Source organism: Streptomyces tateyamensis (assembly GCF_003205575.1).
Lineage (GTDB): Bacteria > Actinomycetota > Actinomycetes > Streptomycetales > Streptomycetaceae > Kitasatospora > Kitasatospora tateyamensis.
Map to the genome: position 1 here is coordinate 70196 of NZ_PYBW01000040.1, position 21742 is coordinate 91937.

A 21742-nucleotide genomic window follows, 5' to 3' on the forward strand; every position below is an offset into this window, starting at 1 on the left:
TGGTTGCGTACGGGCCGCGGCGTCAGCGCGCCGCGGCCGCCAGGCCGGCCCGGTGGATGCGGGTGTGCTCGGCGACGCGCCGGCCGAGGTGGCGGGCGGTGCTCAGGTCCGAGTCGTGGACGGCGGGCGTGTCGTTGAAGCTCTGCGCCCCGGCACCGAGGTAGAAGCCGAGGCGGTTGTCGTCCTGGGGGCCGGAGGTGGTGGTGTTCCAGCCCGGCAGGAGGTCCAGGCTCACCCAGAGCATTCCGTGCTGGGCGGCCAGCAGCGAGAGGTACTGCAGGGTGTGCAGCTTGTCGCCGCTCATGGAACCGGAGTTGGTGAACCCCGCCGCGAGCTTGTCGCTCCAGGCGCGGGTGCTCCAGCGCTTGCTGGTGGCCTCGGCGAAGGCGTGGAAGGCCCCCGAGGCGGTGCCCATGTAGGTGGGAGTGCCGAAGATGATGGCGTCCGCGGCGTCCATCAGCTCCCAGTCGGCGTCGCCGAGGGAGGCGACGTCCACCTGGTGGACCTGTGTCCCGTCGAGGGAGCGCGCGCCGGCGGCCACGGCCACGGCGAGTTGTGCGGTGTGGCCGTAGCCGGAGTGCGACGCGATGACGATCGAGATGTCGGACATGGGTGTGCCTCTTCTGCCGCGACGGCGGCCTGTTCGATGGAAGTGCCGGTGGACGGCGCGCCGCCCGGACGGGCGCGGCGCACGCCGGACCGTGCGGGCCGGTATCGGTCGCCGCCGGTTGGATCGATGTTCCGGTCAAAACAGTAGCACCGTTAATCCACTGATCCGCAAGATGCGATATCGTCGTTCCATGAGTGAGGGACGACGCGACGCGCGACGCCAGGTACTGCAGGTGGCCGCCGAACTGCTGGAGGAGGGCGGCAGCGGGGCGGTCTCCACCCGCGCCGTCGCCGCGGCCGCGGGCATCACGGCCCCGGCGCTGTACCGGATGTTCGAGGACAAGGACAGGCTCCTGGCCGAGCTGGCCGCCTACGGGTTCGAGACCTACCTGGCCGAGAAGCGGGAGGCGTTGGCGCTGACCCGCGCCGATCCGGTCGCCGACCTCCACCGCGGCTGGGACCTGCACGTCGACTTCGGGCTGCGGCACCCCGCGTTCTACGTGCTCATGTACGGCACCGTGCAGCCCGGGCGCCGGCCCCCCGCCGCGGACGAGGCGCACGCCCTGCTGGTGGCCCTGCTGAGCCGGACGGCCGACGCGGGACGCCTGCGGATCCCGGTGGCCCGGGCGGCCCGCGTCATCCACGCGGCGACCACCGGGGCCACGCTGGCGCTGATCGGCGAAGAGCCCTCGCAACGGGACCTGGCCGTCTCCACCCGGCTGCGGGACACCGTTATCGCCTCCGTCACCACCGACGCCCCCGCTCCGTCCGGTCCGGACCTGGCCTCGCGCGCGCTCGCCCTCGACGCCGCGCTTAACGCGGCGCTCGCCGCCGGACCCCCGGCCGCGAACCCCGGAGTGCCCCTGCGGGAGACGGAGGCGGCCCTGCTGCGCGACTGGCTGCAGCGACTGGCCGACTAGGACCTGTCCGGTCGATCAGGCCTGGAGCTGCTACAGCATGCTCCCGCGCAATGAGATCTTCAGGTCACTCCAAAGGTGGCCGCAAAAGAGATCATCAAACCGACCACGGTGGTCATGAACGCGCGGCTACTGGCACAGCCAAGCGGCCCCTGCCAGAAAATGACGTCACGTCAGTTCCCGTTGCCGAGGCGCAGTACCTGCGCCACCGCGCTGCCCGCGGCTCCCGCGCCGTGGCCGCCGTGCTCGACTTCGGCGGCTACCGCGAGGTTGCCGCGGTAGGCGATGAACCAGCTGTTCGGCGTCGGCGTGCCGTTCTCCGCGGTGCCGGTCTTGGCGCCGACCTGGCCGCTGAGGCCGGCCATCGGCTCCTGGGCGGTGCCGCGGGTCGCGGTGGCGGCCATCATCGTGCGCAGGCCGCCGGCCACCGCCTTGGGCAGTGACCCCGGGGCCGACACCTGCTGCTGGCCCGCGAGCAGGATCGGCTGGCGGAAGGTGCCGCTCTGCACGGTGGCCGCGACCGAGGCCATGCCCAGCGCGTTGCTGGTCTCGCCCTGCCCGATCGCCGCGGCTGCCCGCCCGTCGCCCGAGGCGGGTGTCGGCACGGTGGTGTCCGCGTTGGGCACCCCGGGTGCCAGCGACCAGGTCAGGCCGAGCCCGAACTGCTCCTTGGCGACGGTGGGAATGCTGGCGGGGGTGAGCTTGCTCAGCGACTCCGCGATGAAGGCGGTGTTGCAGGAGTGGGCGAAGTCATCGGTCAGCGTGTAGTCGGGGAAGGATCCGGTGAAGTCGTTCTTCCAGGTCCGGGGCGAGGTGGCCTGCTCCGGGCAGGCCACGTTGGTGTCCGGCTGGTCGCCGGCTTCCAGCAGGGCGGCCGCGGTGATCACCTTCATGGTGGAGCCGGGCTCCTGCTTGCCCAGCAGCGCCCGGTTGAACGCGTCGCCCTTGGAGTTGGCCACTGCCAGCACCTGCCCGGTGCTCGGCTCGACGGCCACCAGGGAGGTCGGCAGGCCGCCCAGCGAGGAGGCGTTGACGGCCTGTTCGGCCGCCTGCTGGAGGTTGGCGTCGATGGTCAGCCGCTGCGCCTGGGTGGCCGGCGGGGCCGAGATCACGTACAGCTGGACCGCCTTGCCGGTGGCCGGGTCCTGGGCCACCACCGCGCGGCCGTTGGCAGCGGAGTCGTCGTCGCTCGGCTGGGCGGTCGGGGCGGCCCCGGACTTCAGGGCGAGCAGGATTGGCGCGAGCGAGGGGAAGGCGTCGAGCGGGCGGCCGTTGCGGTCGGTGTACTGGACCGGCGGGGCGCTGTTCGCGGCCACCTTCAAGTACTGCTTGGGGCCGAGCGAGGGGTGCATCACGCCCTCGGTCCAGTGGACCACCGTGCTGCCGCTGGTGGTCCGCAGCAGGTCGAGCTCGCCGGTGTAACTCCACGGCGCGGCGGTGGCGTTCGGGAAGGCCATGGTGACGGTGAACGGCAGCGTTACGCTGACGCCCGGGTCGCCCGGGCTCGGGCTCGGGTATGCGGCGGCCGGCGCGAGCGCCAGGGTGAGGGAGCTGTACGCCAGGTTGTCGTGGAGCGAGGACAGTGCGGAGGTCGCCTTGTCCGGCTGGTCGGTCACCGCGCCGGCGCTCGTCAGGTCGCCCTTGCTCCAGTCGGCGAGGAAGGCGCCGGCGGCAGTGCGGGCCTCGTCGGCGCTGGGCCGGCCCGCCGGATGTGTGTTGGCGCTGACCGCGGCGGCGTGCCGGTCGGGGGCGCCGAGCACGGCGGAGCCGAGGTTGTACGCGGCGATCCCGCCGACGGCCAGCAGGCCGACGGTCGCTGCGGCGACCACCACGGTGACGGTACGTCGGGTGCGGGGCGACAGGCGGCGGACGGCCGGCTCGGTGTCCAGGAGGTCGGTGTCCGGGAAGTCGGGGTGCTGGAGCGCTGACTCCTGGAGGTCGGCGTCCGGGAAGTCAGGGTCCTGGAAGTCGAGCTCGTCGACTTCTGGGTCCTCGGGGCCGAAGGGCGCCACCTGCTCGTGCGGCGAACTCAGCTCGTCCCGCTCGTGCGGCTGGTTCCACTCATCCAGCTCGTGCGGCTCGTCCTGCTTGGACACCATCTTTCCCCGTTCCCCCTCGTACCTCGGCCCGGAGGCCGAACCCGTGTTGGCCCCTCCCCAGGAGCCGCGGCCGCTACCATACCCGGTATGTCTGCGAACGGCCTTACGGGTAAGCGGTTCGCAGCTCAACTGTGATCAGCTGACGACCCATCGGGGGCGGGGCGATCCGACTGCTCCGCACGGGTGCATGCACGAGGCGGCGCGGTGCGCCGCCCGCGCGCGGGGCCGGCCCGCGTCCGATGCTGCTGACGCACCGGAGTCGAATGGACGGGGAAGTCGAGTGGACGGCAGCGGGCGCGGGGCGCGGCGGTGGCGGTCGGGCTGGTGGCGGCTCGGGCTCGCGGCGGTGGTCTGCGCTGCCGGGACCGGTACGGCGACGGCGGCGGTCGGCGGTCCGCCCGCGGCGGTTCGCTCCCACGGGCCGATCCACGCGCCGGTGGGGGAGGAGACCCCGGCGCTCCCCTCTCCCACCTCTCCGACTCCTCCCGCAGCCGACGCGCCCACCGGCCTCCAGTTGGTCGACGTCTCCGTGGACCAACTGCGCCGCCACGGCACCGCCACCCTGCACGCCCTGATCGTCAACTACGGCCCCGCCGCCGTGGACGCGGGGTTCACCGCCACCGTCCACCTCCCCGCCCGGACCGCCTTCTACGGACCCCTCCTCCCGCCCGGCTGCCACCAGGACCCGGCCGGGCCCGACCTGGTCTGCGCCTTCCCCGAGGGCCTGGCGCCGCAGCGGACCGCCACACTCGAACTCCCGCTGCGCCCGGCGCCGGCGGACGTGCGCCACGGCGAGCGACTGACCGGCGGGCTGATCACCGTGCTCGACCCGGAGCACCCGGGCGTGTCCGACTCGCGCACCTTCGAGATCGAGGTGGCCTGACCGCGTCTCACCCCCCACGCCAGTCGCACCTGACGATGAAGAAGGTCACGGGTGACTACTGAGCCGGCGCCGGTCCAGCAGTCGGCTCGCGCGGGCTACTCGGCGGGTAGGAAGCCCGGGAGGGTGTACCGGTCGGTGTTGGTGGCGTGCCACCAGTGGTTGCCGTCGAGCCAGGTGGCGATCTGGTGGAGGAAGCGCTCGGTGAGCGGGCCGGGGAGTTCGGCCGCGCAGGCCGCGGACTCGGCCTCGAACCGGTGCATCACGTCGTTGTGGATCTCGATCGCCTTGTAGTACGACTCCTCGGCCGAGAGCTGCTCGTGGTGCTGGATCACGGTCGGCAGGTTGACGTGCGGCAGGGTGGAGCGCAGCTCCTTGGTGTACGAGTACAGGTCGTTGACCAAGGTGGTGGCCAACGAGGCCAGCGCGATGACCTGTTGCATCTTCGGGTGGTCGTGCAGGTCGGCCGGGAAGGCGTACCCGGCGACGGCGTCGACGATGGTCAGGCAGGGGCGGAAGCTGTTGTACTGGCGCACCGTCAGGTACTCAGGCAGCGGCGGCACCACGCCGTCGATCGACCAGGCCGCCTCCGCCAGGTAGCCCAGGTGCAGCCGGGCCAGGTCGTGGATCTCGCGATCGCGGACCTGGTCGGCGGCCAGCCGGTCGAAGGTCTGCATCGCTGACCGGTAGGCCCGGCAGGGCGGTTCGCTGTCCAGCTTCTCCTGCCACTGCTGCTCGTACGGGGCCACCGCGTACGGGCGCTCCAGCGCCGAGTGCGCCATCAGCAGCCGCGCGCCAAGTCCGTGCGGCGAGCCGCCGTGGTCCTCGCAGTAGCAGTCGTCCACCGCGTTCTCGGCCACCAGCAGCCGGGCCGCGGCCTCCAGGTGCTCCAGGCCGGCCGCCTCCGGGTAGGTGAGGCAGATGTAGCGGCCGGTTCCGAAGGAGTCGAACTGCTCCTCCCACTCCGGCGGGAACAGGTCGATCTCCTCGATCGCCCAGGCCTTGATGCGCCGGTCCAACTCCTGGTAGAGCAGCGGCTCCGGCTCCTTGACCGGGTGCCAGTACAGGCCGGGGATCGGCCGGACCGGCTGCTCGGCGTGCTCGGTCGGGGGCCGGTGGGCCCGGGCGGCGCTGGTGCCGATTCCGGTGGGGCCGGTCGAGAAGGTCACGGTCATGCGGGTCCCGTCCAAGGTCGACATGGTCACTCACGGTCCGTCAGGCACCCTTCGGTCTAGCAGCGCGGCGAAGGCGGCGTCCACCGGTTGCGGGCGATCGCCGCGCGGGCCGGGCCGCAGCTCGGGCGGGGTGCGGCGGGCCGGCCGGCCGGGACCTGCCGATGATCAGGGCGGGACGCGTCCGGCCGCCGGAGAGGCCTGTTGGGTGGCGGGCAGGCGCACGCGGCAGGAGTGCGCCCCTGGGGGTGGCGCGCGCTCCGGGCGGTCCGGGCCGGCGGCAGCGCCCCGGCGCTGCCGCCGCGCGGGCGGGGCCTGAGAAGATCGGGGATGCACGCCCACCCGCCCCGGACTCCAGGAGTACCCACCCGATGAAGACCCCTCGTGTGATCGGCAGGGCCGCCGTGCTGGCGGCGGTGGCGCTCGGCGGCTCGGTGCTGGCGGCCGGGTCCGCCTTCGCGCACGTGGAGGTGTCGGCGACTCAGGCACAGGCGCTGGCGTCGAACGTGACGCTGACCTTCACGGCGGAGGCCGAGTCGCCGACCGCGGGGCTGGCGAGCTTCCGGGTGGTGCTGCCGGACGGGATCGCGCCCGGCGACGTGACGCTGGCCGGGGCGCCGCAGGGCTGGACCTTCGCGGCCACCGACGACGGGTTCACCGTGGGCGGGACGGCGCTGCCGCCGGGAACGAACGCGAGCTACCAGGTGGCTGTCCGTCAGTTGCCCAGCGCCTCCGAGCTGGTGTTCAAGACGCTGGAGACGTACGGCGACGGGCACGTGGAGCGGTGGATCGAGCTCACCAAGGGCGGGGCCGAGCCGGACCACCCCGCGCCCGTCCTCAAGCTGTCCGCCGCCGCGCCCGGGGCGAGCCCGGCGGGCGCCGGGGGCGCGAGCGCCAGCGCCGGCGGTCCGTCCGCCGCGCCCAGCGGCAGTGCCGGTGCGGGGGCCGGCTCGGCGACGGGTGGAACGGCGACGGCAGGGGCCACCCCGAGTGCCCCCGCCGCGGCGTCCCCGTCCACACCCCCGTCCGCGCCCGCCTCCGTGGCGCCTGCGGCGAAGAGCGGTGGCGGCTCCTCCGTCACCGTGCCGGTCGCAATCGCGGTAGTCGTGGTGCTGGCGCTGGTCGGCGGCGGTGCCTGGTGGTGGCGGCGCAGGCAGCGCTCCACCGGTGCGTGAGTTCCGACAGTGGCCGCCGGAACTTCGATGGGTAGCACTCGAAATAAAGCGGAGGGGTGCCGGGTTGGCGTGATCATCGGCCAGTGAGGGCCACAGTATCCGGAGGTTGACATGAAGATCGGCATCATCGGTGCGGGCAACATCGGCGGCAACCTGACGCGTCGGCTCACCGCCCTGGGCCATGAGGTGCGGGTGGCCAACAGCCGCGGCCCGCAGAGTCTGCAGGAGCTGGTGGCCGAGACCGGCGCCACCGCCGTGGAGGCCGCCCAGGCCGCCGCGGGTGCCGAGGTCGTGGTGGTCACGGTGCCGCTGAAGAACGTCCCCGACCTGCCGGCGGACCTGTTCCACGGCGCGGCCGACGGTTTCGTGGTGATCGACACCAACAACTACTACCCGGGTCGCGACGGTCGGATCGCCGAGATCGAGGACGACGGGCTGACCGAGAGCGCCTGGGTCGAGAAGCACCTCGGCCGACCGGTGGTCAAGGCGTTCAACGGCACCTACGCCCAGGACCTGCTGGACCGCCCGCTCCCGCAGGGGGACCCGCAGCGCATGGCTCTGCCGGTCGCGGGGGACGACGCGCAGGCCAAGCAGCTGGTCCGCGACCTGATCGACCAGCTGGGCTTCGACTCGGTGGACGCGGGCTCGATCGCCGAGTCCTGGCGCCAGCAGCCGGACACCCCGGTCTACGGTCTGCGCTCCGGCGTCGCCGACGTGGAGAAGGCGCTGGCCGAGGCCTCGCCGGAGCGTCCGGCGGCCTTCCGCGGCTGAGCGGCCGGCAACTGGGCAGCCGGGCGGCGCTCGGCTGAGACTCCGTCAGCCCGCAGCTAAGGTGTGGGACGACGGAGGGAGTCGCCGGTGATCATCGGCCTGATCGTCGCCTGCGAGGTGGGCTTCTGGGTGCTGCTGGCCGCCGGGCTGGCGGTCCGCTACCTGGCGGGGCTGCGGCGGACCAGCGTGGCCATCCTGCTGTGTGAGCCGTTGCTGGAGGTGGTGCTGCTGGCCGCCACCGCCGTCTCGCTGCGCAACGGGGCCGAGCCCGGCTGGGAGCACGGGCTGGCCGCGCTCTACATCGGGTTCACCGTCGCCTACGGCCGCTACACGGTCGGCCGGCTGGACGCCCACGCTGCGCACCGCCTGGCCGGTGCACCCCCGCCGCCCAAGCCGCCCCGGTACGGGCGCCCGCGCGCCCGGTACGAGGGCGGGCTGTGGCTGCGCACCCTGCTGGCCGGTGCGGTGGCCTGCGGCCTGCTGCAACTGGCGGTCTGGTACGTGGGCGCCGGCACGCCCGCAGCGCAGCCGCTGCGCCTGTGGCAGCTGGCTGCGCTACGGGTGGTGGGGATCCACGGGGTGATCGCACTCACCTACCTGCTCTGGCCGAAGAAGCCGAAGCAGCCGAAGCAGCCTCCCGAACAGCGCGACTGAAGGTTGGTCAGGGCGGGCCGGTCAGGACGGCGAGACCAGGCTCCAGCTCTGGTTGGGGCCGGCGTTGGCCGGGAACTGCAGGACGGCGGCGCCGTTGGTCGTGGAGCCGTTGGCCAGGTCGACCAGCTGGCCGTCGTAGACGCTCTTCAGCTGGACCAGGTTGGGGCCCGCGTCGACCAGGGTCCAGCGGGAGTTGCTGTTGCCGTCGTCGTGGAACTGGACCAGCTGGGTGGCCTGGCTGGTGGTCGGGCCGGGGATGTTGAGCAGCTTGCCGCTGTTCGCGTTGACGACGGTGTAGGCACCGCCGGCCTGCGCGGCGAAGCTCCACAGCTGGTCGCTGCCGCCGTTGTCCTGCCACTGCACGATCGGCGCGGCGTCGGTGGTGGCGTCGTTCTGCACGTCGACCCGGCCGCCGCTCGCCCCGTTGACCAGCTTGTACCGGGTACCCGCGACCGGGGCCGGGACCAGCTTCCACTGCTGGCCGGCGGCACCGGAGGCGGGCGCCTGCACCACGGCGCTGCCGGCGACGTCGATGTTCTGGCCGCTGGAGCGGGAGGTCAGGGTGTAGGCGCCGGTCCCGGTGGGGGTGAGGGTCCAGTGCGAGTTGGCGGCGTGGTCGTCGTGGTACTGGATCAGCTGGGTACCGCTGGTGGTCGAGCTGGCCGGCAGGTTGGCCAGCCGGCCGCTGTTGAGGTTGCCGAGCCGGTAGGAGCCGTCGCCGTCGGGGAGCAGCTGCCAGCGCTGGTCGGCCGCGCCGTTGCCGGCCTGCTGGACCAGGGCGGCGCCGTCGGTGGTGGCGGCGCCGGAGACGTCCAGGTACTGGCCGGTGGCGACGTTGACCAGGTTGTACGGCATCGTGGTGGCGTGCCCGCCGACGGCCGGGGTGACCCGCAGCAGTCGGCTCGCGTGCGGGTTCAGGGTCGCGCTGAACGAGCCGGTCGAGCTGCCCAGGTCGGTGTGCGACCAGTCGTCGTGGACGGCGGCCGAGCCGGTGAAGCCGAGGTCGGTGAAGTTCGCGGTGACGCTCTGCGCGCTGGAGCCCAGGTTGAACAGCGCGACGGTGTAGGAGCCGTCCGGGTTGGGGGTGCTCCAGACCTGCTGCTGCGTCAGCTGGTCGACCGGGCGCGCGGCGCGGCCGGCCTGGTCGACGGCGATCACCTCGTCGTTGGTGAGCAGCGCCTTGTCGGCGGTGTCCAGGGCGGTCAGGTCGACACCGAGCAGCAGCGGGGCGGCGCTGACCGCCCACAGGGTCTCGGCGCTCTGCCGCTCGTCGGCGGTCAGGCCGTTGTTGGCGCCGTTGCCGACCTCCAGCGAGTCGAGGTCGTTCCAGCCGCCGGGGCCGGCGTACCCGGTCCACGCCGGGGCGTCGGCGAACCGCCTGGCGACGTTGTTCCAGCTGGTCAGCGGGTAGGAGCTGGACGAGCAGTAGCACTCCACGTCGCCCTCGATGCGCCAGCCGTTGGCGTACTGCTGCCAGGTGGCGGCGTTCTTGCGGTCCAGTGCGTTGGAGAGTTCGAGGTGGATCGGGCGCCCGGTCTGGTTGAGCGCCTGCGACCAGTGCTGGACGTCGGCCGCGTCCCAGTCGCCGACACCGTCGATCTTCAGGTAGTCGGCGCCGTAGGAGGCCAGCTGGTCGGCCCAGGAGTTGAGGTAGGCCTGGGCGGCGGCCGGGTTCTTCGCGTAGTCGATGTAGTACATCGAGCCGTTGCCGAAGTTGTAGTTGGTCTCGTAGCTGGTGGTGTTGGACACGATGTCGCGGGCGTGGAACGAGGTGCCCTCGATCGGGGTGTTCTGGTTGTACGCGGCCACCGGGATGCCCGGGGTGAGGTACATGCCGAACTTCTCGTGCAGCCCGTGGATGTAGCTGCCCAGGCCGGCCATGCCGCTGGGGAACTTGCTGGAGTCGGTGACCCAGCGGCCGTAGGTGTCCACCGAGTTGGCCGGGTTGAGGTACCAGAAGTCGTCGAGGTTGACGTACGAGTAGCCGTGCGCGACCAGCCCGCTGTCCGACATGGCCTTGGCCTGCGCCTCGACGTTGGACTCGGTCGGGGTGCGGCGCAGGAAGCTCCAGGTGCTCCAGCCCATCGGTGGCGTGAGGGCCACGCCGTTGGACTGGGCGGCGGCGGGCGCGGAGCCGGCCAGCAGCGGAAGGGTGGCCGCGGCGAGCAGGGTGGTGGCGGCCAGGACGGCTCGGCCGGCGCGGGGGATGGGTCGCATGGGGGCGTGCTCCTGGTGGTGGAGAGCGAGGTTGCAAACAGAAACGCTCAGAAACGCTCTAGATCAAACGTTCTGGCGCACAAGGAAACGCCCCGGCTTGAAGGGCTGTCAAGGCTTTCGACAGGAATCCGACAAGTCGAACTGTCAGGAGCTGATGTGATGGCACGTCAGTCAGGGGGCCGGGATGGCGGGCATGCCAAAGGCGCGCCCCCAAGCAGCATCGTCAGAGCGTGCGCGGCGGTCCTGGGCGGTCCTCCGCGCGGCTGGGATGCTGGGAAGCAGGGCCCCGCCGCCGGGGTGGGCCGGCGAGCTGGGTGGAGGCCATGATGAGCAGGCTCGCGGGCGCGGCGGTGCGGCTGACCGTGCTGCTCGGGGACGACGAGGTGTGGCACCACCGGCCGCTCTACAGCGAGATCGTGCACCGCGCCCACGCCGCCGGGCTGGCCGGGGCCAGCGTGTTCCACGGGGTGGAGGGCTTCGGCGCCTCGTCGGCGGTGCACACGGCACGGCTGCTGTCGTTCAGCGCGGACCTGCCGGTGGCCGTGGTGATCGTGGACACCGAGCCACGGGTGCGGGAGTTCCTGCCGCAGTTGCAGGAGCTGACCGGGCTGGGGCTGGTGACGCTGGAGCAGCTCGAGGTGGTCGGTACGCGCAGCGCCGACTGATGCCCGCGGGTCGCTCGGTGCTGTACCGGCCTGTACCGGCGCGCCGAACCGGGCGAGGCGCTGGTGGCGGGCGGGCATAATCCGTACCCAGTATTGACGCGGTGTCAGTGAGCGGACGGAGGAGTGCGGGTGGCGGTCAGGGCGGCGGTCCGGGTGGAGCAGGTGGGACGGGTGCGGACCGTGATCCTGTCGCGGCCCGAGGTGCGGAACGCGGTGGACGGCCCGACGGCGGGGGAGTTGCTGCGGGCGTTCGAGGAGTTCGAGACGGATGACGGAGCGTCAGTGGCGGTGCTCTGGGGGGAGGGGGGCAACTTCTGTGCCGGGGCGGACCTGAAGGCGGTCGGCACCGGGCGGGGGAACCGCCTGTCGGCGGAGGGGGCGGGGCCGATGGGGCCGACCCGGTTGCGGCTGGGCAAGCCGGTGATCGCCGCCGTGGCCGGGTACGCGGTGGCCGGCGGGCTGGAGCTGGCACTCTGGTGCGACCTGCGGGTGGCGGCGGAGGACGCGGTGTTCGGGGTGTTCTGCCGGCGCTGGGGCGTGCCGCTGATCGACGGCGGCACGGTGCGGCTGCCGCGCCTGATCGGGGCCGGCCGGGCGATGGACCTGGTGCTCACCGGCCGCCCGGTCGAGGCGGCGGAGGCCGAGCGGATCGGGCTGGCCAACCGGGGGGTCCCGGCGGGCCAGGAGCGCGCGGCGGCCGAGGAGTTGGCGGCCCGGCTCGCTGAGTTCCCGCAGCTCTGCCTGCGGCACGACCGCCTCTCGCTGCTGGAGCAGGAGGGCCTGACCGAGCCCGCGGCCCTCGCCAACGAGTGGCGCCACGGCCAACCCGCCCTGCACGCCGAGACGGCCCCCGGCGCCGCCCGCTTCGCGGCGGGCGAGGGGCGGCACGGCGCCTGAGGACGGGGAACTCAAGCGTCCGAAAGCAGCGGCGGCCGGTGCCCGGGAACGGGCCCCCGGCCGCCGGCCGCCGCAGGAAGGCGCGGGGGTCAGCCGCAGTGGCTCCAGCCGCTGCTCCAGGAGACGCCGCGGAACGAGCCGCCCCAGGAGACGCAGGTGCGCGCCGCGTGCTCGGTCACCGGGCCGGCGTAGTAGGCGTAGTTCCCCGGGTCACTGCCGGACGGCCCGTTCTGCACCGACAGTGTGGCGTTCAGCGCCGTGTTGCCGTTGGGGTGGGCCACCATGGTGGTCACGCAGTTGCTGCCCGTGCCGCTGTTGTACAGCAGGTAGATGGTGGCCTCGCCCAGGCTGTGCGAGTCGATCACGCTGAAGCCGTTGCCGCAGACCTGGCCCGGCGTGTACGGGTTGTTGGCCGGCGGCGCCGTGGTGGGGGGCGGCGGGGTCGGCTTCGGCTGGGGCGCGGGGGCGGTGGTCTTGCCCGGAGCCGGCGCCGGAGCGGGGGCGCCCCCCGTCCCACCGGCCCCGCCCGTGCTGCCCGAGCCGCCCGTCCCACCGGTGCCCCCGGAGTTCGAGCCACCCGAGCCCGCGGTGGCGCCGCCGGCGGGCTGGCCGCCCGCGGTGCCGCTGGTGGACCCCGAGGGCGTGTTGCCGTCGCTCGGCGTGGGCGAGGCCGACACCGTGCCGCTGGAGCCGACCACCATGAGCGAGCCCGACGGGTCGTCCGAGGGCGAGGCGCCGCCTCCGTGGTCGTGGCTGCCGCCGAGCCCGTCCAGCCCGGTCGACGCTCCCTTGTGGTCGGCCCCGGCGGCGGCGTGCTTGCCGTTGCCGCCGGACCCGGTCACCTGGACCGCGGCCACCACGATTCCCCCGACCGCGGCCGCGGCCACCACGCACGCGGTCGCCGCCCGGAGCTGCTTCTTCCGGCGCGAGGTGCGCTCGTAGTCGTCCGCCAGGGCGGCCCAGTCCGGCTCGCCCGCCTCCGCCCCGGCTGTGGCCTCCCCGCCGGTCCCTGGCTCCTGCATCTCCGTCATGGCCCGCATCCTAGAACACCCGTCAGTTCCCGGTCTGGGGAGGTACCGAGCGGAAAAGGCGTGCTCGGAGACGGTGTCAGCTCATTCCCCGTCAAAGCACCACATCGCAGCGAGCGGTCGCACCGGGCGGCGGGAAGCTGCGGAAAGCGGCCCTGGCGGCAGGGGGCAGGCGGCGGGTGGGGTACCCGGGGATTTTTAGGGGGTGCGAGTGACGGCCCGCATTGAACGCGTCAGGCCCGGGCTGCGTACCCGTGGTGCTCACTGCGCACCACCGTTCCCCAAGTTGCTCCGCGCCCGAGGCGCGGCTGACGAAGGAGTACCGATGTCCGTTAACAGCACTGCCAACTCCCTTGCGGTACAGGCCAGACCGCACCTGGCCGGCCTGCTGCGGATGGTCACCGCACTGCTCTTCCTCTGCCACGGTGCGTCCGCGCTGTTCGGCGTGCTCGGCGCCCCGCACGGGCACACCGTGCCGCTGGGCCAGTGGCCCGGCTGGTGGGCCGCACTGATCCAACTGGTCGGCGGCGCCCTGGTGCTGCTCGGTGTCGGCACCCGTCCCGCCGCACTGCTCTGCTCCGGATCGATGGCCTACGCGTACTTCTCCGTGCACCAGCAGCACGCGCTCTGGCCGATCCAGAACGGCGGCGAGCTGTCGGTGCTGTACTGCTGGATCTTCCTGGCCGTCGCGGTCAGCGGCCCGGACAGCCTCGCCCTCGGCCCGCTTCTGCTGCGCCTGGTGCGCGGCGGCAGTTCCGAGCGCGACCTGACGGCGGCCCAGCCGGGCTGACCGGCGGGATCGGCGCAGAGGGGGCGAGGAGCTGACGGACCGTCGACTTCTCGTCCCCGTCCCGCCCCGGAAGGCGCAGTTCCGCAGGCGGGGCCCCGGGGGCCGCGTGACGATCGGCGAGGACGGACACCACGCGCGCGGCACCCCGGAGGCACCCCATGACCCAGCACCGCTCGGCCCACCACCGACCGGACCACCACCGACCGGAGCCGGACCGACCGGAACTGCGCCGACCGGAACTGCGCCGACCGGAACTGCGCCGACCGGGACTGCACCGGCGAGGCTTCCTGGCCGGCCTGGGGGCCGGAGCCGTGACGCTCGCCAGTGCCAACCAGGTCAGCGCCTTCCCGGCCCGGCCGCGCGGGCGGGGCGCGATGCCGCCGGACTGGCAGGCGCTGCGGGCGGTGCTCGGCGACCGGCTGGTGCTGCCCGGCGACCCCGGCTACCCGATCGCCCGACTCGGCTTCAACGAACTGAACGACGGTCAGCTCCCCGCCGCCATCGCGAAGTGCGCCTGCCCCGACGAGGTGCGCGCCTGCCTGGACGTCGCGCGCGGGCACGGGATCCCGATCGCCGCGCGCAGCGGCGGCCACAGCTACCTGGGGTACAGCATCCCGGCCGGCGGCCTGGTGATCGACCTGCGCGCGATGGCCCGGGTCGTGGTGAACCCCGACGGGACCGCCGAGGTGGGCGCCGGCGCCCGGCTGATCGACGTGTACGCGGGCCTGGCCGCCCAGGGCCGGCTGCTGCCGGCCGGCAGCTGCCCCACCGTCGGCGTCAGCGGCCTGACCCTGGGCGGCGGCATCGGCGTGCTGGCGCGCAAGTACGGGCTCACCTGCGACCGCCTGGCCGCCGCCGAACTGGTCCTCGCCGACTCCGGCCTGTGCACCGCCTCGCCCACCGAGGAGCCCGACCTGCACTGGGCGCTGCGCGGCGGGGGCGGCGGCAACTTCGGGATCGTCACCCGGTTCAGCTTCGACACCGCCCCCGCGCCGGGCCTGACGGTCTTCGTGCTGGGCTTCCCCGCCACGGCGACCACCGAGGTGCTCGGCGCCTGGCAGCCGTGGGTGGCCGGCGCCCCGTTCGAGCTGTGGGCCAGCTGCCAGGTCTCCGGCGGCACGCCGCCCAGCTGCCGGATCGTCGGCTGCTGGGTCGGCGACCCGGACGAGGCCAACGCCCAGCTGGACCGCCTGGTCCGGGCGGTCGGCACCGCCCCCGCCACCCGCACCGTCGCCGCCAAGGACTACCTGGACGCGATGAAATTCATGGCCGGCTGCGCCAAGGACACCATCGCCCAGTGCCACCCCACCTGGGAGGGCGGCCGGCTGGGCCGGACCGGCTTCGTCGCCGTCTCCCGGATGCTCGGCCCGACCCCGCTGGACCCCGCCGCGGTCACCGAGCTGATGACCGGTCGCAGCGGCGTCGACCTGCTGCTCGACTCGCTCGGCGGCGCCGTCGGCGAGCCGGCCCCCGACGCGACCGCCTTCCCGCACCGCGACTCGCTCGCCAGCGCCCAGGTCTACGTGAGCGCCACCCCCGCCACCGAGCAGCAGGCCCGCACCACCGCGGACGCCGTGCGCGACGGGCTGGCCGGGCTCGGCGCCCGCGGCGCCTATGTCAACTACATCGACGCCACGCTGCCCGACTGGGGCCGGGCCTACTACGGCGCGAACCTGCCGCGGCTGCAGGCGGTGGCCCGCCGGTACGACCCGGACGGCGTCTTCGCCTTCCCCCAGTCGGTCACCGCGGCGTAGCCGTCACCCCAGGAAGCCGGCCGACCGTACTCGAAGGAGCCACACCCACCTGCACGAGTGAATCGTGTCACTACGAAGCCCTCTCGGCGCGCGGGCGCGGAAGGTGTACCTTCCGCGTCCAGGGACCTGCTCCCCGAGTCCGCAGATGCCCAGTCAGCAGCGCCTCCGACGAGAGAGACACGACACATGTCTGCAGAAGACCCGACCCGCCATCCGCCCCAGCGCATCGGCGTGGTCGCAGAGTCCGTCCCCGGTGAGACCCGGGTGGCCGCGACCCCGTCGACGGTGCGTCAGCTGCTGGCGCTGGGTTACCAGGTGGTCGTCGAGTCCGAGGCCGGAGCGGCCTCCGGGTTCACCGACGAGACCTACCTCGAGGCCGGCGCCGAGATCGGCGAGGCCTGGACGGCCGACCTGGTGCTCAAGGTCAACGCCCCCTCCGAGGAGGAGGTGGCGCGGCTGAACCAGGGCGCCGACCTGGTCGCCCTGCTGGCTCCCGCCCAGCGCGGCGACCTGCTGGAGGTGCTGGCCGCGCGCGGGGTCACCGCGCTCGCGCTGGACGCGGTGCCGCGGATCTCCCGGGCGCAGTCGATGGACGTGCTCAGCTCGATGGCCAACATCGCCGGCTACCGCGCGGTGATCGAGGCCGCGCACGCCTTCGGGCGCTTCTTCACCGGCCAGGTCACCGCCGCCGGCAAGGTCCCGGCCGCCAAGGTGCTGGTGGCCGGCGCCGGCGTGGCGGGTCTGGCGGCGATCGGCGCGGCCTCCAGCCTGGGCGCGATCGTGCGGGCCACCGACCCGCGGCCCGAGGTGGCCGACCAGGTCAAGTCGCTGGGCGGCGAGTACCTGCCGGTCAACGTCGAGCAGGAAGCCAGCACCGACGGCTACGCCAAGGCCACCTCGGCCGACTACGACCGGGCCGCGGCCGCGCTCTACACCGAGCAGGCCAAGGACGTCGACATCGTCATCACCACCGCACTGATCCCCGGCCGCCCGGCCCCGCGCCTGCTGACCGCGGCCGACGTGGCCGCGATGAAGCCCGGCAGCGTGATCGTCGACATGGCCGCCGCGATGGGCGGCAACGTCGAGGGCACGGTGGCGGGCCGCGCGGTGGTCACCGAGGGCGGGGTGACCATCATCGGCTACACCGACCTGGCCGCCCGGCTGCCCGCGCAGGCCTCCCAGCTGTTCGGCACCAACCTGGTGAACCTGCTCAAGCTGGTCACGCCGGAGAAGGACGGGCGGCTGACCCTGGACTTCGAGGACGTGGTGCAGCGCGCCGTCACCGTGGTGCGGGACGGCGAGATCACCTGGCCGCCTCCGCCGGTCGCGGTCTCGGCCGCCCCGCAGGCCCAGGCGTCGGCGCCCGCCGCCGTGCCCGCCGAGCCGGCCGGGCCCAGGCTCACCCCGGCGGCCCGGTTCGGCCTGATCGGCCTCGGGATGCTCGCCACCTTCCTGCTGGTGGCCTTCGCCCCGGCCCAACTGGCCGAGAACTTCACGGTCTTCGCGCTGGCCGTGGTGATCGGCTACTACGTGATCGGCAAGGTCCACCACGCCCTGCACACCCCGCTGATGTCGGTGACCAACGCGATCTCCGGCATCGTGGTGGTCGGCGCGCTGCTGCAGATCGGCCACGAGAGCTGGCTGGTCACCGCGCTGTCCTTCGTGGCGATCCTGCTGACCAGCGTGAACATCTTCGGCGGTTTCGCCGTCACCCGCCGCATGCTGTCGATGTTCTCGACGTCCCCCGAAAGGCGCTGAGCCCGATGACTTCCCTGACCGCGTCCCACGCGGCGGACCTCGTCGCCGCCCTGCTGTTCATCCTCAGCCTGGCCGGGCTGTCCCAGCACCGCACCTCGCGGGCCGGGGTGGTGTTCGGCATCGCGGGCATGGCGCTGGCCCTGGTCGCCACCGTCGTGGTCGCCTCGCGCACGGTCAGCGCCGGGGCGGTGCTGCTGATCCTGCTGGCCATGGCGCTCGGCGCGGCGATCGGCCTGTGGCGGGCCCGCCGGGTCGAGATGACCCAGATGCCCGAGCTGATCGCGGTGCTGCACAGCTTCGTGGGTCTGGCCGCCGTGCTGGTGGGCTGGAACAGCTACCTGGAGGTGGAGTCCAAGGGCTCGGCGCAGACCCGGATCGGCGCCGACCTGCTGGGCATCCACCACGCCGAGGTGTTCATCGGCATCTTCATCGGCGCCGTCACCTTCACCGGCTCGATCGTCGCCTACCTGAAGCTCTCGGCGAAGATCAACTCGCGGCCGCTGGTGCTGCCCGGCAAGAACGGGCTCAACATCGGCGCGCTGGCCGCCTTCGTGGCGCTCACCGTCTGGTTCACCGTCAGCCCGAACCTGGGCCTGATGATCGCGGTCACCGTGCTGGCGCTGGCGCTCGGCTGGCACCTGGTGGCCTCGATCGGCGGCGGCGACATGCCCGTCGTGGTCTCGATGCTGAACAGCTACTCGGGCTGGGCGGCCGCCGCGGCCGGCTTCCTGCTGGACAACAACCTGCTGATCGTCACCGGCGCGCTGGTCGGCTCCTCCGGTGCGTACCTGTCGTACATCATGTGCAAGGCGATGAACCGTTCCTTCTTCTCGGTGATCGCCGGCGGCTTCGGCATCGAGGCGCCCACCGGCGCCGAGCAGGAGCACGGCGAGCACCGGGAGATCCGGGCCGCGGAGACCGCCGAACTGCTGGCGCAGGCCAGCTCGGTGATCATCACCCCGGGGTACGGCATGGCCGTGGCCCAGGCCCAGCACCCGGTGGCGGAGCTGACCCGGCGGCTGCGCGAGCGCGGCATCGAGGTGCGGTTCGGCGTGCACCCGGTGGCCGGCCGGCTGCCCGGCCACATGAACGTGCTGCTGGCCGAGGCCAAGGTGCCGTACGACATCGTGCTGGAGATGGACGAGATCAACGATGACTTCGCCCGGACCTCGGTGGTCCTGGTGATCGGCGCCAACGACACCGTCAACCCGGCCGCCACCGACGACCCGACCAGCCCGATCGCCGGCATGCCGGTGCTCAAGGTGTGGGAGGCGGAGCAGGTGGTGGTCTTCAAGCGCTCGATGGCCTCCGGCTACGCGGGCGTGCAGAACCCGCTGTTCTTCCGGGAGAACAGCAGCATGCTGTTCGGCGACGCCAAGCAGACCGTGGAGGCGATCCTGGCCGCGCTCGGCACCAACTCCGGTACGGGCTCCCGCCCGGCGGCGGTCCCCGCCGGGCGATGACGGGCCACCGGCCGGCCGAGCGGTGACGCCGCCCGCCGGCTGGCCGGGCGGGGTTGCGCCCCACGCCTGCTGACCGACGGTCGACCCGCCCCCCAGGTGGTCCCGGACCACCTGGGCGGGCAGCCGCACCCCGGGCACCAAGGTGTCGGCGTACCCGAGACCGGACTGGTCGTCACCGGCCGGTCCCCGCCCACCGGCGCGCGGTGGCCCCCGCCGCGCGCGCGGCGGGGGCCACCGGTGGGAGTGCTACGCGTCAGGAGGCCAGCTTGCCCATGGCGTGGACTTCCTGGACGTCGCCGGTGTCGAAGAAGCTCCACGGGACGGTGACGAAGCCGCCGTCGCCCCAGCCGCTGCCCCAGCTGTTCTCGATCTTCACGCCCTGGTCGCTGTAGCCCACGACGGTGACCTCGTGGCCGCCGACGACCGGGTCGCTGCCGGAGTCGCCCGGCAGGTAGCTGTAGGAGGCGGCGGTGGCGGAGTCGATGTCCATGAAGCTCTGGTGGACCTGGAAGCCGATCGGGACCGGCATGCCCCGGGATATCGCGTTCTCGATCGCCGAGCGGGCCGCGCCACCGCTGGTGGGCAGCTCGGTGAAGCCGGAGAGCTTGTACTGGGCGGCGTTGGCCACCTCGTTGGCGTCCGGCTGGGTGGTGTAGTCCTGGGTGCCCTGCCAGTAGTCGGACTGGGTGTCGATGCCCTGCTGCTGCTCCATCGGCAGCGCGACACTGGCGTAGGTGCCGGTGTCGTTGCCCTGGGCGATCTGCGAGTAGATGTACATCGGGGCCATCGGCGCACCGCTGATCCCCTGCTCGTTCATCAGGATGCCGTAGCCGGTGTAGCCGGTGGCCCAGGTGACGCAGGCGCCGACCTGGCCCTGGTCGCCGGGGGCCAGCGCGTAGGTGCTCAGGTCGGCACTGGCGGGGGCGGCGCCGTTCCGGGTGAAGGGCGCGATCGAGCCGAGGTCGGCGGTGGCCGCCGCGTGTACGGCGTGCTGGTGGGCCTTCAGTGCGGCCAGGTCGAGGCCCAGGCCGTGCCGCAGGTGCTTGTGGTGGCCGGCCGGTCGCGCGGGGGCGGCGGTGGCGCTGGTCGCCGTGCCGGCGACGGTCAGGCAGGACAACGCGAGGGCGACGGTGATGCCGATCGCCGTGGGTGCGCGCATCGATGAACTCCTTGAGGGAAGCCGGCCCGGTACGGCCGGCACGCCGCCCCGTCGCCGTTGTGGGGCGGCGTGGGCGGAGCGGCAGGTGTGGGGGTCGAGCAGGTGACAGACCGTCACCGGCACGGCGAACACCGTAGGAGCCGGGCTGCCCGCTCGTCATGGGGAGAACATGACAATGTCGGGAATCGGTCAATTCTGGAAGCCCCCTGGAGATTTGCTGGGAGCCTGTGCGATGGCGGCGGGGCTGCTGGGGCGGACGGGAGGCAGGCCTCGGGGCCGGCCGGACGGCCGGCGCGGGCCTGGTCGGCGGTGTCACCTGGGGGGATGTCAGCCGGATGCCGGGGTGGGGCGGCGGTGGGAGCCCGTCGGGCGGCGCAACTGACGCCCTGTCGGCCCGCCGGGCATCTCGGGGACTCGTTCAGCTTTCGCTCAGGTTCCGCACCTGGGCGTCGCCCTCGACTCCACCCGGCTCCGCCGGCCGGGCGACGCCGCCGGACGGCTCCCTGTTGGCCGCCCCCGATCGCGGGTAGGCGGAGGACATGACGCCGTACGGGGAAGAGTGGCTGAGCCGCCTGACGGGGCGCAGCAGACGCAAGGCGCTGGAGCGCGCGGTGCTGCTAGGGGCGGCGGCCGGGTGGACGCCGAGCCTGCTGCTGGCCGCCGGGATCGCCCTGATGGCCGGTCAGTTCGACGGGCCGAGCCCCGGCCGGGCGGTTCGGGCCTTCGTCGATCTGTCCGCCGTGTCGATGTGGGGCGCCGGGCTCGGCGCGCTCGCCGGAGCCTGCCTGGGCCTCACCTTCGCCGCGAGTGCCCGTCGGCGGACGGAGAAGAGCCGGCGGCGGCTGCTGGTGGCGGCCGTGGGGCTGGCCGTGGTCGCGCAGTACGTGGGCTACGCCGTCTGGTACCAGTCGGTCGTCCCGCTCCTGCTCGGCGCCCTCGTCCTCGGGCCCGCCGCGCTGCTTGCCCGGCTCGGCTCGGGGTGGGCGGTGCGGCCCCTGCAGCGGACCGAGCCCGTGGACCTGCCGCTGCCCTGACTCCGGGCGCGGTGGCTGCGGCTGCCGTGACTTCGGGCGTCCTGACACCGGCCGCCCTGACTTTGGCGGGCCGGACTTCGGGCGCTCGGGCTAGCGGACCCGCGCAGCGATGAGCCGTGCGCAGTCCAGGGCCTGCACCCGGCTGCTGTCCACCTCCAGGTCGTAGTGCACGCCCTGGTGCACCAGGTCCGCCTGGCGGGCGGCCATCCCCGGTTCGCGGTCGCCGCGAGCCAGTTCGCGCGCGGCGGCGACCTCGGGGGCGCAGCGGACGCCGACCCAGAGCACCTCGAGCCCCGTCAGAGCCCGCTGCCAGCGCTGTTGGGAGGCCGACCGGCCGAGGAAGACCTCGTCCACGACCACCCGGGCACCGGAGCGGACCATCGCGGCGACCCCCGCCGTCCAGGCTTCCTCCAGGCGGCGGAACTCGGGGCCCACGGTCACCGTGCCGTCCGGCCCGATCCCGATGCCGGTCTCGCCCCGGCGCAGCGCTGCGGGGAGCGCCTCGACGAAGCCGTCCGTCCCCAGCGCCAGCCAGGGCTCGGGGAGCAGAGCCTGCAGGCAGCGGACGATGCCGGACTTGCCGGAGCTTGATCCGCCGTTTAGTACGATCACCTGAGTTGACACAGCGTCACCCTAATAGGCCCGGATCCGTCACCCCACCGGATTCCGCTCGGCGGCCGCGGGCCCCGCCGGATTGCCC

At 73.3% G+C, this 21742-nt stretch carries 19 protein-coding genes; 12 read left to right on the plus strand and 7 right to left on the minus strand.

Going from position 1 to position 21742, the window contains the following annotated elements; all coding sequences use genetic code 11:
* Positions 1 to 22: 22 nt before the first annotated feature.
* The gene (locus C7C46_RS13225; protein WP_110669094.1) at positions 23 to 610 is read right to left on the minus strand and encodes a flavodoxin family protein; all 588 of its coding nucleotides are present in this window, start codon (positions 608 to 610) and stop codon (positions 23 to 25) included.
* Positions 611 to 800: 190 nt separating this feature from the next.
* Here C7C46_RS13225 and C7C46_RS13230 point away from each other — a divergent pair, with 190 nt between their 5' ends.
* Positions 801 to 1529 (plus strand): TetR/AcrR family transcriptional regulator, encoded by a 729-nt coding sequence (locus C7C46_RS13230; RefSeq protein WP_110669096.1) that lies wholly within the window; start codon positions 801 to 803, stop codon positions 1527 to 1529.
* Between the two features lie 170 nt (positions 1530 to 1699).
* On the opposite strand, the gene C7C46_RS13235 is transcribed toward C7C46_RS13230, so the two are convergent.
* Positions 1700 to 3625: a penicillin-binding transpeptidase domain-containing protein gene (locus C7C46_RS13235; RefSeq protein ID WP_110669098.1), complete on the minus strand. Its 1926-nt coding sequence runs from the start codon at positions 3623 to 3625 to the stop codon at positions 1700 to 1702.
* A 436-nt stretch (positions 3626 to 4061) separates the two neighbouring features.
* On the opposite strand from C7C46_RS13235, the gene C7C46_RS13240 reads away from it, so the two are divergent.
* Positions 4062 to 4508, plus strand: coding sequence for a hypothetical protein (locus C7C46_RS13240; protein ID WP_146259080.1), 447 nt, complete (start codon positions 4062 to 4064; stop codon positions 4506 to 4508).
* A gap of 95 nt (positions 4509 to 4603) precedes the next feature.
* Here the strand turns inward: C7C46_RS13240 and C7C46_RS13245 are convergent, their stop codons facing one another.
* On the minus strand, positions 4604 to 5680 hold the full coding sequence (locus C7C46_RS13245) for a terpene synthase family protein (protein WP_146259081.1): 1077 nt from the start codon (positions 5678 to 5680) through the stop codon (positions 4604 to 4606).
* Between the two features lie 368 nt (positions 5681 to 6048).
* On the opposite strand from C7C46_RS13245, the gene C7C46_RS13250 reads away from it, so the two are divergent.
* The 3 genes from C7C46_RS13250 (at position 6049) to C7C46_RS13260 (ending at position 8277) form a co-directional block, all read left to right on the plus strand.
* Entirely contained in the window at positions 6049 to 6852 is an 804-nt protein-coding gene (locus tag C7C46_RS13250; protein ID WP_110669104.1) for a DUF1775 domain-containing protein, read from the plus strand.
* A 111-nt stretch (positions 6853 to 6963) separates the two neighbouring features.
* The gene (locus tag C7C46_RS13255; protein WP_110669106.1) at positions 6964 to 7623 is read left to right on the plus strand and encodes an NADPH-dependent F420 reductase; all 660 of its coding nucleotides are present in this window, start codon (positions 6964 to 6966) and stop codon (positions 7621 to 7623) included.
* Positions 7624 to 7710: 87 nt separating this feature from the next.
* Positions 7711 to 8277, plus strand: coding sequence for a hypothetical protein (locus C7C46_RS13260; RefSeq protein ID WP_110669110.1), 567 nt, complete (start codon positions 7711 to 7713; stop codon positions 8275 to 8277).
* 21 nt (positions 8278 to 8298) lie between these two features.
* Here C7C46_RS13260 and C7C46_RS13265 read toward each other — a convergent pair whose 3' ends face one another.
* Entirely contained in the window at positions 8299 to 10494 is a 2196-nt protein-coding gene (locus C7C46_RS13265; RefSeq protein WP_110669111.1) for an alpha-galactosidase, read from the minus strand.
* Between the two features lie 326 nt (positions 10495 to 10820).
* On the opposite strand from C7C46_RS13265, the gene C7C46_RS13270 reads away from it, so the two are divergent.
* Entirely contained in the window at positions 10821 to 11159 is a 339-nt protein-coding gene (locus tag C7C46_RS13270) for a DUF190 domain-containing protein (protein WP_110669113.1), read from the plus strand.
* Between the two features lie 129 nt (positions 11160 to 11288).
* A complete protein-coding gene (locus tag C7C46_RS13275) occupies positions 11289 to 12056 on the plus strand; it encodes a crotonase/enoyl-CoA hydratase family protein (RefSeq protein WP_110669115.1) in 768 nt (255 codons plus the stop codon).
* A gap of 89 nt (positions 12057 to 12145) precedes the next feature.
* On the opposite strand, the gene C7C46_RS34995 is transcribed toward C7C46_RS13275, so the two are convergent.
* A complete protein-coding gene (locus C7C46_RS34995; RefSeq protein WP_181442332.1) occupies positions 12146 to 13087 on the minus strand; it encodes a hypothetical protein in 942 nt (313 codons plus the stop codon).
* A gap of 322 nt (positions 13088 to 13409) precedes the next feature.
* Here C7C46_RS34995 and C7C46_RS13285 point away from each other — a divergent pair, with 322 nt between their 5' ends.
* From C7C46_RS13285 to pntB, 4 genes are all read left to right on the plus strand, one after another.
* Positions 13410 to 13874 carry a DoxX family protein gene (locus C7C46_RS13285; RefSeq protein ID WP_110669117.1) on the plus strand — a complete coding sequence of 155 codons (465 nt, stop codon included), beginning with the start codon at positions 13410 to 13412 and terminating at the stop codon, positions 13872 to 13874.
* Positions 13875 to 14032: 158 nt separating this feature from the next.
* Positions 14033 to 15628: an FAD-binding oxidoreductase gene (locus C7C46_RS13290; RefSeq protein ID WP_110669119.1), complete on the plus strand. Its 1596-nt coding sequence runs from the start codon at positions 14033 to 14035 to the stop codon at positions 15626 to 15628.
* 186 nt (positions 15629 to 15814) lie between these two features.
* The gene (locus tag C7C46_RS13295; RefSeq protein WP_110669121.1) at positions 15815 to 17386 is read left to right on the plus strand and encodes a Re/Si-specific NAD(P)(+) transhydrogenase subunit alpha; all 1572 of its coding nucleotides are present in this window, start codon (positions 15815 to 15817) and stop codon (positions 17384 to 17386) included.
* A gap of 5 nt (positions 17387 to 17391) precedes the next feature.
* Positions 17392 to 18849 (plus strand): Re/Si-specific NAD(P)(+) transhydrogenase subunit beta, encoded by a 1458-nt coding sequence (pntB, locus tag C7C46_RS13300; protein WP_181442333.1) that lies wholly within the window; start codon positions 17392 to 17394, stop codon positions 18847 to 18849.
* Between the two features lie 253 nt (positions 18850 to 19102).
* Here the strand turns inward: pntB and C7C46_RS13305 are convergent, their stop codons facing one another.
* On the minus strand, positions 19103 to 20008 hold the full coding sequence (locus tag C7C46_RS13305; protein ID WP_110669123.1) for a C1 family peptidase: 906 nt from the start codon (positions 20006 to 20008) through the stop codon (positions 19103 to 19105).
* A 539-nt stretch (positions 20009 to 20547) separates the two neighbouring features.
* Here C7C46_RS13305 and C7C46_RS13310 point away from each other — a divergent pair.
* Positions 20548 to 21042, plus strand: coding sequence for a hypothetical protein (locus C7C46_RS13310; RefSeq protein ID WP_110669125.1), 495 nt, complete (start codon positions 20548 to 20550; stop codon positions 21040 to 21042).
* Positions 21043 to 21132: 90 nt separating this feature from the next.
* Here the strand turns inward: C7C46_RS13310 and cpt are convergent, their stop codons facing one another.
* Positions 21133 to 21654, minus strand: coding sequence for a chloramphenicol phosphotransferase CPT (gene cpt / locus C7C46_RS13315; RefSeq protein ID WP_110669127.1), 522 nt, complete (start codon positions 21652 to 21654; stop codon positions 21133 to 21135).
* Positions 21655 to 21742: the final 88 nt, after the last annotated feature.